The following is a 16,527-nucleotide window of genomic DNA, read 5'->3' as shown; positions in this document are numbered from 1 at the left end:
TGTAGGTTGCTACTATAGTATAATTTATGGTAAAATATTCACGTAATGGTTTAAATTTATATATTAGCTATATGAAATAACAAACAAAACTTATAGTAAACTGAGAAAAAAGGGGAGATAGCTTTATGACCGAATCTGTAGTTAATGCATAGCAAAGGCTATTGCATAATAATTAAAATATGAAATAACCTTTGCTCAATCCTAAAATCAAATTGTATTTAGGAGGAGCATACTATGAGCTATATTAAAGCAACAGATGTGTTGCCAAAGGAAGTATTGGATTTAATTCAAAAATATGTAGAGGGTGAATACATTTATATTCCTAAAAAGGAATGCAACAGAAAGCTTTGGGGACAAACCACCAAAAGTAAAGAGAAAATTTCTGCGAGAAATGCAGATATTTATAAAACATACGAAGAGGGTATTTCTGTAAAAGTTCTTTCTGAAATGTATTATTTATCTCTCAAAAGTATACAAAAAATTATTCTGATAATGAAAAGAGCAAGTTAATAAAAAAATGCGCCATAAAGCGAAAGCTGAGTGGCGCATTTTCGTTTCAGAAAAATGTTATAGGTTGAGACGCTGATGTGCCTAGTGATATCATTTAAATAGAAGTTTAAGAAAGTGGTGAAACCGATGGTAAAATAAACGAAATATTAATAGTCAATAAAAATAATCTATTATATATAGTTGGAGGATTATAATGAAAATAAGTACAATTCCAAAAGATTTTATTATTAATATGGCACTTGAATCAGGTGGAAAAGTAGTATCAAATTTCCTTTTACATGGACTTAGGATTAAAAATGATTTAGAAGAAAATATAATACTAAAAGATATAAATTTCGAGTTATATGTGTCAAATAGCTTAGTCAAACAAGTTACTTACCAGGGGAAGTCACTTGAGAATTCTATAAAAGAATTTGCAGAAAATAGTACCGGGCTTTGCGAAGGTTTTGGGGCAAAATTATTTTTAGGGGAAGAAGGCTTTTGGAATCCTAAATGTTATACAAATTCCATAGAGATGGAAGCCAATCAGGAAACAGGTATATTTAATGAATATTTTATAGTAGTACAAGATAAGGTTATAGATGAATTGGTGATAAAAGTTAATTATATTAAATGTGGAGAGGAGCAGGTACAGGAGTTGAAAATTCCACTAATACAATATAAAAATAAAAATCAATATATATTTCCGCTTAAAGGTAATATCTCAACTTGTGGAAATTATAATACTTTGCCCGACCATAGACAACATTACTCAATGGAATTTGCTTTTGATATGGCTCAGTATAATGCGGACCAAAAGCTATGTTACAAGGAAAATATGCGGGAAGAGGACTATATAGTTTATGGCAAGGAAATACTTGCAATAGCTGATGGGGAGGTAGTAGATTGTTATCGTAGCTTTAATATGACTACTTCTTGGGATTGGAGTGAGAGAAAGCCGATTATAGATAAATATGGATTGGCAGCCCAGTGTGGAAATTATATAGTTTTGAAACATGCCAATGAAGAATATTCTTTTTATGGGCACTTGGTCACAGATAGTTTAACTATAAAAAAAGGCGATAGAGTAAAGCAAGGACAAGTTATAGGTAAGGTTGGACATACAGGGTTATCTAATTGTCCTCACCTACATTTTCAACTTATGGATGGGCCGGACTTCTTGGCAGCTAGAGGGCTACCTTGCTCTTTTTCAAATATAAGAGATGTAGCCGGTGAGAAACTTAGCTTAATACAAGAAGAAAATATAATTGTGCATGCAGAATAAAAGAAAAGAGAGGATAATGAAAAATGGACAGGCTACTGAGACAAGAAAAGGCCACATAAGGAGGAGATTAATGTGGAAAAAAGTTTAATTATTCAATCAGCTACAAAAAAAGAGGTAACTTTTATTTGTAACAAAATAAAAGAATATAATGCAAAGAATGGTCCATTGAAGAAAGAACAGGTAGTTGAAGATATTTTTAGAGTTATAAAAGATTCAGAGGGGAATGTTGTAGCAGGAATAACAGGGTATATATATCATAATTTTAAGTCCCTATATATTAATTTGTTATGTGTTAAAGAAGAATTTAGAAAATGTAGTTATGGAACAATGCTCATTGAAAATGTAGAGAAAGAATCTTTTGAAAAAGGGGTTAATTTTGTTCATCTTGGAACTTTAGGATTTTAAGCAAGAGATTTTTATGTGAAAAAAGACTTTTCTAGGATATCATTATCGACTCAATTATTTGGAAGTGTAACGGTGATAATATAAAAATAGAAGCTATCGAATAATATACGATAGCTTTTTAGGTTACAATAATTGCAGAAAGAAATATTTTAGTATTTTTTCTTTTCCCATGTTTTTTGTTTATATGCAAGTATTCCATTTACAATTAAAGACTTATAACCTAAAATATTTCGAAGCTTAATCGTAATGTTTTCACTTTCTTCATTACTCATTTTTTTAGGAAAGTAAAATGTAAATTCATCTTTGACAAATAGGTCATACATGTTGTTATAAGATGGTTTACCTAACTTGACTACAGGAACAAAAACAGGTCCTGAGCAGCATCCGCCTCTATTCTCCATTTCTATATAAACATCTTGAACATTTTTTTCATATAAATATTTTTTAACACCATGCTTAATTTCTATATTCATAATAAGACACCCTTTTCCTTGAGTTTTTTATTTTTAAAGTAATTAAACATATTATAACTCACATTCCGCTGAATGTATAAAAACTTGTGGTACACAGCAAAGTAAAAGGTAAGACATAGAAGTTAGGTCGTCAAAACTATTCTCCGTCGAGAGAGAAAAACAGAATAGCATAGAGTGATTATTTAGGGACTTAAAGTAGTTACCTTGGGCATAATATTGTTAACGCATATTTGATAGGAGTTGTTGTAGCTATGACTAAATTAGGCACTACAAAACAAAATAGAAAACCTAACAGATTAATCAATGAAAAGTCTCCATATCTTCTGCAACATGCATATAACCCTGTAGACTGGTATCCATGGGGTGAGGATGCTTTTGAAAAAGCAAAGCAGGATAACAAACCTATATTTGTCAGCATAGGTTATAGCACTTGTCATTGGTGTCATGTAATGGAAAAAGAATCCTTTGAAAATGAAGCAGTAGCAGCTATTTTAAATAAGTATTTTGTTGCTATAAAGGTAGATAAGGAAGAACGCCCAGATATAGACAGTATTTATATGACGGTATGTCAAGCATTAACAGGAAGTGGTGGATGGCCTTTAACTATTTTTATGACTCCAGATAAAAAACCTTTTTATGCAGGTACTTATTTCCCAGTGGAAAGTAGATATGGAATGCCGGGGATAATGGATATACTGAACTCTCTTGCGCAGCAGTGGAATGAGAAAAGAGAGGATATTGTAAAATCCAGTGAAAGAATAGTAGAGCACATAAAAGGCATTGATGCATTGGTTAATAGGGAGGAAATAGGAGAAGAAGAAATACATAATGCATATAATAGTTTCAACAGTGTCTTTGATGCGAATTATGGTGGATTTGGTTCTTCTCCAAAATTTCCAGCGCCTCACAATTTACGATTTTTGTTAAGATATTGGAAAAATTATAATGAGCCTAAAGCATTAGAAATAGTAGAAAAAACACTGGAAGCCATGTATGAGGGTGGAATTTTTGACCATATTGGTTTTGGCTTCTCAAGGTATTCTACAGATGAGAAATGGTTAGCACCTCATTTTGAGAAAATGTTATATGATAATGCACTTTTAGCTGCGGTATATGTGGAGGCTTTTGAAGCTACAGGTAATGTATTCTACAAAGGAGTAGCTGAAAAAATATTTACTTATATACTTAGGGATATGACGTCAAAAGAAGGGGCTTTTTATTCCGCTGAAGATGCAGATAGTGAAGGCATCGAGGGTAAATTTTATCTATTAACATTAAAGGAAGTGGGCTTAGTTTTAGGTGAGCAATTTTATAAAACCTATTGCGACCACTATGATATAACTGCAAAGGGGAATTTTGAAGGTAGGAATATTCCAAACCTCATAGGTATGGATAGTAGCTCTAAGCTAAATGATGAGCTGCAACAAAAATTAGAAAAAATGAGACAAAAGCTTTTTGAATATCGAGAAAGAAGAATTCATCCCTACAAGGATGACAAGATATTAACCTCTTGGAATGGACTTATGATTGCGGCGCTGGCTTATGGAGGAAGGGTTTTTGATAATGGTAGTTATATTAAGCAGGCGCAAAAAGCTATGGATTTTATCTTAAGTAATATGATTAATGAAAAAGGGAGATTAATGGCTAGATATAGGGATGGTGAAATAGCTCACTTAGGCTATTTGGAAGACTATGCTTTCACAGTGAGTGCACTAATTGAATTATATGAAGCCACTTTTAATGTAAAATATTTAATTAAAGCGCTAGAACTTAATGATAATATGCTTAAGCTATTTAAAGATGAAGATCAGGGTGGATTGTTTTTATATGGAATCGACGGAGAAGAATTAATTGTTAGGCCTAAAGATATATACGATGGTGCAGTGCCCTCAGGTAACTCAGTAGCTACTTTAAATATGTTAAGGCTTGCTAGATTAACTGCTAATAGTGAACTCAGAAATGAGGCGGATAGGCAATTTGAAGTTTTTGCTTCAAAGGTTAAAACTATAGAAAGTGCTCATGCTTATTTTATGACGGCACTATTATATAGTAGGGTACCAGGGAAAGACATTATAGTTGCAGGAAAAGAGGAGGACGTGGAAACAAGGGCTATGATTAAAGAGATTAATAGCAATTATCTACCTTTTGCTACAGTAGTGTTAAACACTGGTGATGAAAAGTTAAATTCTATAAATCCTGAAATAAAAGCACATATACCATTGCAGGGAAAAACTACTGCTTATGTTTGTGAGAATTTCTCTTGCATAGAGCCCATTACTGATTTGAAAAAGTTCTCAGAGTGTATTAAGGATATTAATTAATTTACTATAATTAAAAAAAGTATTGATTATATATATGTAATATAGTATCATAGGTGTATAGAAACTTTTATTTAGCGTGTAACCGATTAAATTCGGGCAAAAGCTGAAAAGGATAATATTAATTATCTTTTTCGGCTTTTTTTATTAAAAAATTTATTGTGAAATTAAGGATGGAACAAATCCTTAAAATAAATTTAAAGAAATAGGGGGAGGAATTTTATTATGATGAAGTATCTACAAAAATTAGGTAAATCATTAATGCTTCCAGTAGCTTGTCTACCTGTTGCAAGCATTTTAATGGGTATTGGTTATTGGATTGATCCTACAGGATGGGGAGCAAACAACGTAGCTGCAGCGTTCTTAATAACAGCAGGTAATTCACTAATTAAGAATATGGGAATTTTATTTGCAATTGGTGTAGCTGTTGGAATGTCAGATGATAATGACGGCACAGCGGGGCTAGCAGGTCTTGTTTCATGGCTTATGATTACCACTTTATTATCTCCAGCGGCTGTAGCAATGTTTAAAGTTATTAAAGTTGCAGCAGTACCAGCAGCGTTTAGTCATATTGAAACACAATTTGTTGGTATTTTAGCAGGTTTAATTGGTGCTAGTTGTTACAATAGATTTAAAGGCACTAAATTACCAGATGCTTTAGGTTTCTTTAGTGGAAAAAGAAGTGTTGCTATTGTAACGGCTGGGGCGTCAATTTTTGCAGCCATTATTTTATTCTTTATATGGCCTATAGTTTATGGAGCATTAGTAGCTTTTGGAAAGTCAATTATATCTACAGGTGCTATTGGTGCAGGTATTTATGCGTTTTTTAATAGACTATTATTACCAACTGGTCTTCACCATGCACTTAATACTGTATTTTGGTTTGATGTAGCTGGAATTAATGATATTGGTAACTTCTGGTCAGGTAAAGGAACATTAGGGGTAACTGGTATGTATATGACTGGATTCTTCCCTGTAATGATGTTTGGGCTGCCAGCAGGAGCACTCGCTATGTATCATACAGCTAAAGACAAAAAGAAGAAAATGGTATATGGGTTATTATTAGCAGGAGCAATATCTTCCTTCTTCACTGGTGTTACAGAACCATTAGAATTTGCTTTCATGTTTTTAGCTCCAGGTCTATTTTTAATTCATGCTGGTTTAACAGGTATTTCTGCTTTCGTATGTGCATCGTTACCGGTGAGAGCTGGATTTAATTTTAGTGCAGGTTTTGTAGATTGGTTTCTAAGCTTTAAGGCTCCTATGGCTGAAAATCCAATTTTGCTGATTCCAATTGGGTTAGCATTCGCTGTTATTTATTATATTACATTCCGTTTTGCAATTACAAAATTTAATTTGAAAACGCCTGGTAGAGAAGAAGATGATAAAGAGGCAGAAATGAATGTAAAACTTGCAAATAATGATTTTACACAAATAGCATCTATTATATTAGAAGGTGTTGGTGGAAAAGAAAATGTAGTATCTATTGATAATTGTGTAACTAGATTACGTTTAGAAATTAAAGATCAGGTAAATGTAAATGAAAAAATCATTAAATCCTCAGGTGCAATGGGAGTAATGAGACCTGGTAAAACAAGTTTACAAGTTATTGTTGGAACAAAAGTTCAATTTGTAGCAGATGAATTTAAAAAATTATGTAAGTAAAAAAATATAATTTAATTATGATATTAAAAAAGTTGACAACAATATACTAGTAGTAATATAATATGTTGTAATATGAAATTAATATATAATAACTAAATTCTATGAAAAGGATAGTACTTTCTTATTAATCTTAAAGCGAGCAAGGGTATGGTGTAAGCCTTGTAAGGTATAGGAAGTTAAATGGGCAGCTATTTAACAAAATTAATCAGATTAATTTTAGGAAAAGAACCTTGGAGGAGCTACCTGAACTAGTTAGAAGAAATAACTTTTGACTCTTATAGGGCATGCCGCGAAGAGCGTTAAAATATTGAGTGGACTTTATAGTCAACTAGAGTGGTACCGCGGAAATATAACCCGTCTCTTTATTTAGAGATGGGTTTTTTGTTATATTAGAAAACATATGGGTTCTAAAATCAGGAGGGAAAACAATTAATAATTGTTTTCGGCTCCAGAGCAAAACAGGAGGGAAATAATATGGATTATAAAAAAATAGTTGCGGAAAGAATAAAACAATTGGTGGAACTCGACATAGAAACAATAGAGAATTTAATTGAAATACCACCAAAACCTGAAATGGGAGAATTTGCTTTTCCTTGTTTCCAGTTAGCAAAAACCATGAAAAAAGCACCTAATGCAATAGCTAATGATTTAAAAGAAAAAATTGAGACAGAGGGTTTTGAAAAAATAGAGTGTTTTGGTCCTTACGTAAACTTCTTTTTAGACAAAGGAGCATTTATTAAAGCTACTATAGAAAAAATATTAAAAGATGGAGAAAACTACGGCTCTTCTAAAATGGGTGAAGGTAAGAATATGATAGTAGAATATTCATCACCTAATATAGCAAAGCCATTCCATGTAGGACATTTATTCACCACAGTTATCGGTAGTTCTTTATATAAGATACTTTCTTTTGAAGGATATAATTGTACTGGAGTCAATCATCTTGGTGATTGGGGAACACAATTTGGTAAGCTTATTTACGCTTATAAAAACTGGGTAGACGAGGAAACTTTAGAAAAAGAGCCTATTAAAGAATTATTAAGAATTTATGTTAAATTCCATGAAGAGGCTGAAACTTGCCCAGCACTTAATGATGAAGCAAAAATGTACTTCAAGAGATTAGAAGATGGCAGAGCAGAGGAAGTTCAGCTTTGGACTAAATTTAGAGACTTAAGCCTAGTGGAGTTTAAAAAACTTTATGAAACACTAAATGTTAAATTTGATTCTTACGCCGGAGAAAGTTTTTACTGTGACAAAATGGAAGATGTAATTGCAGACATAGAGGCAAAGGGTCTACTTGTAGAAAGTAATGGAGCTAAGGTTGTAATGCTGGATGAGTACAATATACCACCTTGCATAATTAAAAAATCAGATGGAGCTACAATTTATGCAACACGTGATTTAGCAGCAGCAACTTACAGAAAGAAGACTTATGATTTTCATAAAAATATTTATGTAGTTGGAAAAGATCAAGCTCTTCATTTTAAGCAAGTATTTACTACATTAAAGCTTATGGGCAATGAGTGGGCAGATGATTGTGTGCATGTACCATTTGGAACTGTAAGATTTGCAGATAAAAAATTATCTACAAGAAAAGGTGATGTTATTTTCTTAGATGAGCTATTAAGCGAAGCGGTGGCGAAAACTCTTGAAATAATAAATGTAAAAAATCCAGAACTAGAAAACAAAGAAGAGGTAGCTAAAAAAGTAGGAATAGGTGCTATCATATTCACTTATTTAAAAAACCACAGAGAAAGAGATATTGTTTTTAATTGGGAAGAAATGCTTAGCTTTGATGGAGAAACAGGTCCATATGTTCAATATACTTATGCAAGAGCAAAAAGCATATTAAGAAAAGTTGAAGAAAATAGCAATGGGATTATCTCTGATGTAGAGCTTGATTACAATAAATTAAATTCTAAAGAAGAATTTGAACTTGTGAAACAGTTAGAAGGATTCCAAAACTCAATTATGTATGCCATTGATAAATTAGAACCATCTATGGTTACAAGATATGTTATTGAGGTAGCTAAATCCTTTAATAAATTCTACAACCAGCATAATATAGCTAATTTAGAAGATGAATCTAATAAAAAAGCTAAGATTAAGATGGTAGAAGCTACTTGCCAAGTAATCAAGAATGCATTAAACCTTATAGGTATAGAAGTAGTAGATAGAATGTAATAGAGTAGCTTAGGTACAAACAAATAAATAAGATGCAGACATATTATTTATTTGTTTGTTTATTATTGCAATGATTTGCAATAACCTTGTTTTTAATGTATTATTAAAATATAGAAAAATGTAAAATTTATTTAGAATTACTTAGCAAATAGAAAAACATTTGTTGTAATACTTTTCTTTTTTTATAGATTAGGGGGAACTATGTTTATCAAAGAATATGAAATTAACGTTACTTTACCCAAGGAGATTTTTAGAAAATATAAGATGGATACTATTGCGTATTTGGATATTGAGGCTACAGGTTTTGATTTTGAACGTGATAGAATAGTATTGATATCTTTGGGATATTACTTAAAAGAAGATCAATTTAAAGTTGTTCAATATTTTGCAGAATCGCCTTGTGAAGAGGAGAGCATTTTGAAAGAACTAAAAAAATCTATGAACAATTTTGAAAAATGGTGTTCTTATAATGGTACAGCTTTTGATGAACCTTTCGTAATTAGAAAGATGAATAGACACAATCTTGGGTTTAGACTGCCTAGTGAACATATTGACTTGTTTAAGATTATAAGACCATTCCATAAAAAGATGGGAATGAAGAATTGTAGTTTAAAAAGTGTAGAGAAGTTTGCGGGTATTAAAAGGCGAGATGAAATAAATGGAGCTAGGAGCGTTGAAATATATAATGAGTACCTAGTAAAACATGATGAAAAATTAAAAGAAATCCTCATGCTTCACAATTACGAAGATGTCCTAAACTTGCCTAAAATTTTCAAAGTGATTGACATTATTGAAAATAATTTGGATTTAAAAAGGAAAGAAAAATCAGAAAAAAAACAAATGTCACTTTTAAATAATAATATAAACACAAATCAGCCACTAAAAGTGGTGAATAGCCAACTATAAAAAAACAGTCCTATAATACATTTATGTACTATAGGACTATTTTTTATTTAATTTTGTCATCATTCTTAGCAGAAGATTTTATCTCGCAGGTGTGGCTACAACCCTTGCATCCATTTCCACAACCACAATCACCCTTTGCTTGTTTTTTTATATTAGAATATAAGATATATCCAGCTACAATAACAATTACAGAAACAATAATAAATTCCATTGGCACCTCACCTCACTATATTTTATACTAGAGGCTGCGATTTTAAATAGCCCCTTTTTATTATCTTATTATAATACTACCTACATTAAATATTATAAAAGAAACCACCCATGCTAATATTAATTGATAAGCTACGGAAAAGATTGCCATTCTATTTCCATACTCTTTTTTCATAGTCGCTATTACTGATACACAAGGAGTGTAAAGTAATACGAAAGCGAGGAAACTATAAGCTGATAGAGGAGTAAAAAAATTAGGTAATACATGTGTTAAATTGCTACCATATATAACTCCCATGGTACCTACAACTACTTCTTTAGCCATAAGACCAGTTAATAGTGCTATGGAATTTTGCCAAGAACCAAATCCAAGTGGAATAAATATTGGGTTTATAAATTTTCCAATAGCAGCTAAAAAGCTAGAGTTTATATCAACCATGCCTGTAGTGTTGAAATTTGATAAAAACCATACTATTACTGAGATTGAAAAGATTATAGTACCAGCTTTCTTTAAGAAACCTTTACCTTTTTCCCAAGTATGAATTAATAAGCTTTTTGGTTCTGGTAATTTATATTCAGGCAATTCTATAATGAAAGGTTCTTCATCTTTTTTAAACAATGTGTGTTTAAATAAGATACCAATTCCAAAGGCTAAAGTAATACCCATTAGGTATAATGAAAATACCACAATGGTTTGCTTTCCAGGAAAAAATACTGATGCAAAGAGTGCATAAACTGGAAGCCTAGCATTGCAAGACATAAGAGGTACTAAAAGTGCAGTTAGTTTTCTGTCTTTTTCACTCTCTAAAGTTCTAGCAGACATTATAGCTGGAACAGAACAACCGAAACCAACAATTAATGGAATAAAAGCTTTACCTGATAAACCCATTTTCCTCATTAGCTTATCCATTATAAAAGCAGCTCTTGCCATGTAACCACTGTCTTCTAAAAATGAAATACCTAAGAATAATGCCAATATAACTGGCAAAAATACTATTACGGAACCTACTCCGCCTACGATACCGTCAATTAATAATGAAGAAAACCAAGGGCTGTTACTGGCAAGTAGATTTTTTAAAAATGGAACAAAAGAATCATTAAGCAAGGTATCTAGAAAATCAGCTAAAGGTTGTCCTACCCAGCTGAAAGTAAACATAAAAATTAAAAATAAACTTCCGAAAAATAGGGGGTAAGCGATTATTCGATTAAGCACAACTTTATCTATTTTTTCTGAAATAGAAACTTTGTTATCACTTTTTTTATGGGTGATTGATTTCAGTAAAACTTCAATGTATGCATAAGTTTCTTTTTCATCTTTGAATTTTAGGCTATTTGAAGAGTTGGTAATATAATCTTCTTTAAGTAGGCAATCTCGAACATCAGAAATCCCCTTATTCTTTGAAGCTATTATAGGTATTACTGTTACACCTAGTTTTTGCGATAAGAGCTCATAATTAATATCTAAACCCTTAGCTATTGCTACATCCACCATGTTTAACACTAAAATTATTGGTTTGTTAAATTGTTTTAATTGCGTAGTAAGATATAGATTTCTATCAAGACTGGATGCATCTACAATATTAATAATTACATCCACATTACCATTTTGCAAAAAATCTTTGGAAACTTTTTCTTCATTTGAATAAGTATCCATTGCATAAATACCAGGCAAATCAACAATTTTAATTTTATTATCGATAAAGCCTTCTTTTTTTTCGACTGTTACTCCCGCCCAATTACCTACGTATTGGTTAGAACCTGTAAGTGCATTATATAGAGTTGTTTTACCAACGTTAGGATTACCTAGTAGTGCAGCAGTGATCATTCAAATCCTCCTCATTATGTCTTTCGTACAATAATTATGCTATTTTTATATTTTTAGCGTCATTTTTTCTAATAGCTAAATTGAAACCACGTAAACTTATAATTATAGGATCGCCTAAAGGGGCGGTAGCTTTTAAAGTTACTTCAGTACCTTCTATGCATCCCAATGCTAGTAATCGTTTAGCAAATTTTTCATCACCACAAACTGAATGAATTAGCGCTTTATCTCCTGGTTTTAAATCATAGATACTCATAATAATCACTCCTTAATGAAAATAATTCTCAATATCATTTTAACATTATTATAAATTGGTGTCAATGTAAAATAGCAGGGGAATTCAACAAAATTTTTAAAATGATTTCATATAATAGTGGAATTGTGATAAAATAGAGGAAGCAGAGTTTTAAGTTAGATATATGCAAATTTATGAGTTTGTTCTGTAGTAAACTTGCTAAGAAACTTAGTAAACTTAGTAGAAAAGAGTGATATTGTGATTACAAAACTTAGTACTGTTAAAGTAGGAGAAATTTCTATGGAAAGCTCACTTACCATAGACGGAAATAAACAACTCTTTAAAGATGCATTGTTTTTTGATTTAGAACATTACATTTATAAAAAGCCCATATGTATTGGAGTTTTTGGGTGTTGCGTTTATGATGAAATTTCAAAAGAATTAAAGGTTACTCAATATATGGCGGAAAATAAAAAAGATGCTATAGAAATATTATCTTTAGCTAAAAATTATTTTGAAGAAATGAAAATGAAGTATAATAAAAAATACATCGTTACATTTTCAGGAAACAATGATTTTACAGTTATAAATTATTTATTAAAAGCACATAAAACAGATTTTTTATTACAAGGATATTTTGGGGAAATAGATTTGCAAAAATGTTATGAAAAAGCTGAAGGAACTTGCATTGGCCTTAAGGCTTTAGAAAAAAAATTTGATATTGATCGCGAAAGTGAATTAATAAGTGGATCTAATTTAGCTAAAACCTTTGGTAAAATAGTAAAAGATGATGACTATATAAATAGAATGCCTCAAGAGAAAAAAGATAAAATACTATTATATAATCAACAGGACGTTGTCAGTTTATTTTATATCTATATAGATTGGTACAATAGAATAAATTTAAAAACTGAAGAAATCACGGCACAGCAATAGCTGTGTTTTTTATTTGCAAAAAAATCATAATCTGAATTTTTTAGTAAGTAAAAAGGCATACTAAGACCCTTTCCGTAATAATTTAATATAAGGCGTATGAAAAATATTGAAGGGGGAGAGAGTGTGGATGGAGTTAAGAGAAACATTGATGTAGCTATGGGAAGGGCTAAGGCAGATTTAGTGCTTAAAAATGCAAATTTTATTAATGTGTTTACTGAAAGTATAGATAGAGGAGATATTGCAATAGTTGGGGATACTATTGTAGGTATTGGGGAATACACGGGGGATGCTGAAATTGATTGTAATGATTTATATGTGACCCCAGGTTTTATTGATGCACATGTACACATGGAGTCCTCTATGGTTATGCCACAGCAGTTTGGAGAGGTGGTAATTAAAAAAGGTGTAACTACGATAATAGCAGATCCACATGAAATGGCTAATATAGATGGAATGGATGGTATTCGTTTTATGCTAAAGAATAGTAAGGAAACCCCTATAGATATTTTTTTTATGTTACCATCTTGTGTACCAGCAATAAAAATTGAGGATAGTGGATACACCCTTAATTCTGAAGATTTAGAAGAATTAATAAATGATAATAGAGTATTAGGCCTTGGCGAGGTAATGGACGTATCTGCAGTTGTAAATTTAGATGAAAATATTTTAAAAAAAATAGACATGGCAAAGCATAAACATATTGACGGGCATTGCCCTAATATTTCACAGAGGGAGCTAAATGCTTACTTAAGCTGTGGTATAAGAACAGATCATGAATGTACTAATATTGTGGAAGCCGCACATAAAGTTAGCAAAGGAATGTACGTTATGCTAAGAGAAGGATCTGCAGCAAGAAATTTAAAAGACATACTTCCTGCTGTTAATAATCGTAATTTTGGAAGATTTTTATTTTGCACGGATGATAGGCATATAGATGACTTACTAGAAATTGGATCTATAGATAACTGTATTAGAGTTTCTATAAAACAAGGACTGAGTCCTATAAAGGCATTTATAATGGCCTCGCATAATGCAGCAAAGTGTTATGGGTTAGTGGATAGGGGTGCTATAGCCCCAGGTTATAAAGCAGATTTAGTGCTATTTGAAGATTTAAAGGGTTTAAATATAAAAAAAATTATAAAAAATGGTAAAGTGTATTCAGAACTGCAGGATAAAAAATATTTTAACTTAAAGATAAATTCATCAATGCATATGGATTTCATAAATAGTGACATTTTCAAAGTTAAAAATAGGGTAGAACATATAAATGTAATAAAGTTAATTCCAAATTCTCTGCAAACTAAATTAGTGAAGAAAAAAATAGAAAATGAATTTGGATATATAAAGAGAACAATGGAAAAAGATATATTAAAAATAGCAGTAATAGAAAGGCATCATAATACAGGTAAGCATTTTGTTGCGTTTATAGAAGGCTTAGGTTTAAAACATTGCTCCATAGCACAAACAATAGCTCATGATTCTCATAATGTTATAGTGGTGGGAGATAATGATAAGGACATGGAGGTAGCTGTTAATACGCTTGTTACTAGTGGTGGGGGTATAGCCATGGTTTCTGAGGGAAAGGTTATTGCACAATTAAACTTGCCAATTGGCGGAATAATGACCTTTGAAACACCCTATATGGTGGCAGAAAATCTAAAGAGGCTTAGTAGAATAGCTAGAAACTTTGGAGTGCGAGATGAATATGATCCTTTTATAACCTTATCTTTTATGGCACTTCCAGTAATACCAGAAGTTAAAATTACTTCAAGGGGATTGTTTCACTATAATAAACATGAGTTTATAGAACTCATGTCAGATAATGAGGAAAATAAAAAATAAGCTGATTATTTCTAAACACATTTCTATATTCAATAGGAGTGTGTTTTTTTGTTGTCAATTTAAGGACATAGTTAACTTTTTAGCAGGTAAAAAATAATTATAAATCTATGTTTATAATTTAAAAAAAGTGGGCAGAATTTTAAAAGTCACTAAGGCATAATTTGGGTAATTAGGTCTGTGGATGGTATTTGTGGTGTTAGAAAACAGGGCACTAGGGCTGAAGTTTTAGATAGACTAGCTAAAGTTATTAGCTCTCAAAAAGAGTTAAAATAAAAAACATTATACTAGGAGGAAATAAAATGAAGAAAAATTTGAGAAAGAAAAAAGGGTTTACTTTGATTGAACTTATAATTGTAATTTCAATTATTGCTGTATTGGCGGCTATTGCGGTGCCTAAGTATGCCAGTATACAAAAGGATGCTAAAGTAAAAGCTGATATTGCCACGGCAAAGACAATAGCTGACGCAGTTACTGTTTTAGTAGCACAAGATAAGGTAGCTGAAACAATAGGTACTTCTGATGCACCAGCTGAAATTAAAGCTGGTGCTACTGGAGATGCTGCTGTTATAGGAGATTATCTTCAGTTGATACCAACATCTGCGGTATATAAAGATAAAAATTTTTCGGTAGTAGTTAGTAACGGCATTGCAAAAGTCTATGTGGATAAAATAGAAGCATATCCAAATGCTAAGGACAATGGGGAAAAAGTTACAACAGATAAAAAACAAAACTAAAGTTTTGAATTTACAAAAGTTAAAAGTATATAGATATAATATCTTATAAATCGCTTTAGCGAAATTTAAGAAGGAATCCCCCCTATTATATAAGTGGGGGATTAAAATTGATAGTCATTTAACATGTTAAAATATAAGGATTTTTGAAAAATAATATTGTGTTGTAGTTAATAAAGTTATAAAATAATATTAAATGAGGTGATCTAATGGAAAGTATTTTTCCAATAAGTATTTTTATATTAGGCCTATTAATAGGTAGCTTTTTAAATGTATGTATATACAGAATTCCAAGAGGAGAAAGTATAGCATATCCACCATCACACTGTACCTCTTGTGGGAGTAATATTAAGTCTTATGATCTTATACCAGTGATTAGCTGGATTTTTTTAAGTGGTAAATGTAGAGGCTGTGGCCAGAAAATATCTATTAGATATGCACTGGTAGAACTTGCCACCGCTATACTTTTTTTATTAACTTACTTTCAATATGGAGTAAGCATTTTTCTCTTAAGGTATTTAATACTAATACCTTTTTTAATAGTTATAGCTATGATAGATTATGATACTATGGAAGTGTATACTACAACCACATGGGTAGCAATTGCCATGGGCACTGTTTTACTAGGGGTAAATTTTTACCTGGGGCAAGCAGTGGCTACTTACCTTTATGGGGCTTTATTTGGTGCAGGTTTCATAATTATTATTATTTTATTATCTAAGCTTATTATTGGAATAGAAGGTATGGGCTGGGGTGATGCAGAAATTTGTGGCCTTTGTGGCCTGTTTTTAGGTTTTAAATTAACATTAATTATGATGTTCTTTTCTTTTATAATTGGTGGTATTGTTGGGATTTATTTATTGAGATTTAAAAAGAAAAATGGTAGATCGGAAATGCCCTTTGGTCCGTCTATAATAATGGCTACTTTTTTGATTATAATTTGGGGGGATAAAATTTTAAACTGGTATTTAAGTACATTCCAATAAATTATAAAAGAATTAATTGCAAGTGACACTCTAAACATAA

General features: G+C 31.4%; 15 protein-coding genes. 11 read left to right on the top strand and 4 right to left on the bottom strand.

All coding sequences use genetic code 11. From position 1 onward, the window contains the following. Positions 1 to 234: 234 nt before the first annotated feature. The 3 genes from G9F71_RS18515 to G9F71_RS18500 all read left to right on the top strand — a co-directional run bounded on the left by G9F71_RS18515 (position 235) and on the right by G9F71_RS18500 (position 2,179). Positions 235 to 510, top strand: coding sequence for a CD3324 family protein (locus G9F71_RS18515; RefSeq protein WP_164949235.1), 276 nt, complete (start codon positions 235 to 237; stop codon positions 508 to 510). Between the two features lie 193 nt (positions 511 to 703). After that, complete coding sequence (locus tag G9F71_RS27630) at positions 704 to 1,774, top strand: M23 family metallopeptidase (protein WP_164949234.1); 1,071 nt, start codon at positions 704 to 706, stop codon at positions 1,772 to 1,774. A 72-nt stretch (positions 1,775 to 1,846) separates the two neighbouring features. Beyond that, a complete protein-coding gene (locus tag G9F71_RS18500; RefSeq protein ID WP_164949233.1) occupies positions 1,847 to 2,179 on the top strand; it encodes a GNAT family N-acetyltransferase in 333 nt (110 codons plus the stop codon). Between the two features lie 149 nt (positions 2,180 to 2,328). Here the strand turns inward: G9F71_RS18500 and G9F71_RS18495 are convergent, their stop codons facing one another. Further along, on the bottom strand, positions 2,329 to 2,652 hold the full coding sequence (locus G9F71_RS18495) for a CC/Se motif family (seleno)protein (protein WP_164949232.1): 324 nt from the start codon (positions 2,650 to 2,652) through the stop codon (positions 2,329 to 2,331). A 251-nt stretch (positions 2,653 to 2,903) separates the two neighbouring features. Between G9F71_RS18495 and G9F71_RS18490 the strand changes: the two genes are divergently transcribed. The 4 genes from G9F71_RS18490 to G9F71_RS18475 all read left to right on the top strand — a co-directional run bounded on the left by G9F71_RS18490 (position 2,904) and on the right by G9F71_RS18475 (position 9,725). Then, positions 2,904 to 4,973 carry a thioredoxin domain-containing protein gene (locus tag G9F71_RS18490; protein ID WP_164949231.1) on the top strand — a complete coding sequence of 690 codons (2,070 nt, stop codon included), beginning with the start codon at positions 2,904 to 2,906 and terminating at the stop codon, positions 4,971 to 4,973. 222 nt (positions 4,974 to 5,195) lie between these two features. Continuing rightward, entirely contained in the window at positions 5,196 to 6,635 is a 1,440-nt protein-coding gene (nagE, locus tag G9F71_RS18485; protein ID WP_164949230.1) for an N-acetylglucosamine-specific PTS transporter subunit IIBC, read from the top strand. Positions 6,636 to 7,109: 474 nt separating this feature from the next. Then, positions 7,110 to 8,819 (top strand): arginine--tRNA ligase, encoded by a 1,710-nt coding sequence (argS, locus tag G9F71_RS18480; protein WP_125006134.1) that lies wholly within the window; start codon positions 7,110 to 7,112, stop codon positions 8,817 to 8,819. A 201-nt stretch (positions 8,820 to 9,020) separates the two neighbouring features. Beyond that, complete coding sequence (locus G9F71_RS18475) at positions 9,021 to 9,725, top strand: ribonuclease H-like domain-containing protein (protein ID WP_125006136.1); 705 nt, start codon at positions 9,021 to 9,023, stop codon at positions 9,723 to 9,725. A gap of 43 nt (positions 9,726 to 9,768) precedes the next feature. On the opposite strand, the gene G9F71_RS18470 is transcribed toward G9F71_RS18475, so the two are convergent. Genes G9F71_RS18470 through G9F71_RS18460 form a run of 3 tightly spaced genes read right to left on the bottom strand, consistent with a single transcriptional unit; the run spans position 9,769 to position 12,013 of the window. Further along, positions 9,769 to 9,936, bottom strand: coding sequence for a FeoB-associated Cys-rich membrane protein (locus G9F71_RS18470; protein WP_164949229.1), 168 nt, complete (start codon positions 9,934 to 9,936; stop codon positions 9,769 to 9,771). A 60-nt stretch (positions 9,937 to 9,996) separates the two neighbouring features. Further along, on the bottom strand, positions 9,997 to 11,760 hold the full coding sequence (feoB, locus tag G9F71_RS18465; protein WP_164949228.1) for a ferrous iron transport protein B: 1,764 nt from the start codon (positions 11,758 to 11,760) through the stop codon (positions 9,997 to 9,999). A 34-nt stretch (positions 11,761 to 11,794) separates the two neighbouring features. Next, positions 11,795 to 12,013 carry a ferrous iron transport protein A gene (locus G9F71_RS18460; protein WP_125006142.1) on the bottom strand — a complete coding sequence of 73 codons (219 nt, stop codon included), beginning with the start codon at positions 12,011 to 12,013 and terminating at the stop codon, positions 11,795 to 11,797. Between the two features lie 237 nt (positions 12,014 to 12,250). Between G9F71_RS18460 and G9F71_RS18455 the strand changes: the two genes are divergently transcribed. The 4 genes from G9F71_RS18455 (at position 12,251) to G9F71_RS18440 (ending at position 16,487) form a co-directional block, all read left to right on the top strand. Continuing rightward, positions 12,251 to 12,928, top strand: a complete 678-nt coding sequence (locus tag G9F71_RS18455; RefSeq protein ID WP_164949256.1) for a ribonuclease H-like domain-containing protein — start codon at positions 12,251 to 12,253, stop codon at positions 12,926 to 12,928. A 123-nt stretch (positions 12,929 to 13,051) separates the two neighbouring features. After that, the gene (gene ade, locus G9F71_RS18450) at positions 13,052 to 14,770 is read left to right on the top strand and encodes an adenine deaminase (protein ID WP_224626483.1); all 1,719 of its coding nucleotides are present in this window, start codon (positions 13,052 to 13,054) and stop codon (positions 14,768 to 14,770) included. Between the two features lie 299 nt (positions 14,771 to 15,069). Beyond that, positions 15,070 to 15,504, top strand: a complete 435-nt coding sequence (locus G9F71_RS27625) for a prepilin-type N-terminal cleavage/methylation domain-containing protein (protein ID WP_164949226.1) — start codon at positions 15,070 to 15,072, stop codon at positions 15,502 to 15,504. Between the two features lie 206 nt (positions 15,505 to 15,710). Continuing rightward, complete coding sequence (locus tag G9F71_RS18440) at positions 15,711 to 16,487, top strand: prepilin peptidase (RefSeq protein ID WP_164949225.1); 777 nt, start codon at positions 15,711 to 15,713, stop codon at positions 16,485 to 16,487. Positions 16,488 to 16,527: the final 40 nt, after the last annotated feature.

Source organism: Clostridium sp. FP2 (genome assembly GCF_011065955.2).
In the GTDB taxonomy this organism is placed as follows: domain Bacteria; phylum Bacillota; class Clostridia; order Clostridiales; family Clostridiaceae; genus Clostridium_AD; species Clostridium_AD tagluense.
This window is presented reverse-complemented; position numbering and strand designations above follow the sequence as displayed.

Coding starts and splice junctions, on each gene's coding strand:
- G9F71_RS18470 (WP_164949229.1), bottom strand. CDS start 9,936: ATGGAATTTATTATTGTTTCTGTAATTGTTATTGTAGCTGGATATATC.
- argS (WP_125006134.1), top strand. CDS start 7,110: ATGGATTATAAAAAAATAGTTGCGGAAAGAATAAAACAATTGGTGGAA.
- G9F71_RS18460 (WP_125006142.1), bottom strand. CDS start 12,013: ATGAGTATCTATGATTTAAAACCAGGAGATAAAGCGCTAATTCATTCA.
- G9F71_RS18495 (WP_164949232.1), bottom strand. CDS start 2,652: ATGAATATAGAAATTAAGCATGGTGTTAAAAAATATTTATATGAAAAA.
- G9F71_RS27630 (WP_164949234.1), top strand. CDS start 704: ATGAAAATAAGTACAATTCCAAAAGATTTTATTATTAATATGGCACTT.
- G9F71_RS18475 (WP_125006136.1), top strand. CDS start 9,021: ATGTTTATCAAAGAATATGAAATTAACGTTACTTTACCCAAGGAGATT.
- G9F71_RS27625 (WP_164949226.1), top strand. CDS start 15,070: ATGAAGAAAAATTTGAGAAAGAAAAAAGGGTTTACTTTGATTGAACTT.
- G9F71_RS18490 (WP_164949231.1), top strand. CDS start 2,904: ATGACTAAATTAGGCACTACAAAACAAAATAGAAAACCTAACAGATTA.
- G9F71_RS18440 (WP_164949225.1), top strand. CDS start 15,711: ATGGAAAGTATTTTTCCAATAAGTATTTTTATATTAGGCCTATTAATA.
- nagE (WP_164949230.1), top strand. CDS start 5,196: ATGATGAAGTATCTACAAAAATTAGGTAAATCATTAATGCTTCCAGTA.
- feoB (WP_164949228.1), bottom strand. CDS start 11,760: ATGATCACTGCTGCACTACTAGGTAATCCTAACGTTGGTAAAACAACT.
- G9F71_RS18515 (WP_164949235.1), top strand. CDS start 235: ATGAGCTATATTAAAGCAACAGATGTGTTGCCAAAGGAAGTATTGGAT.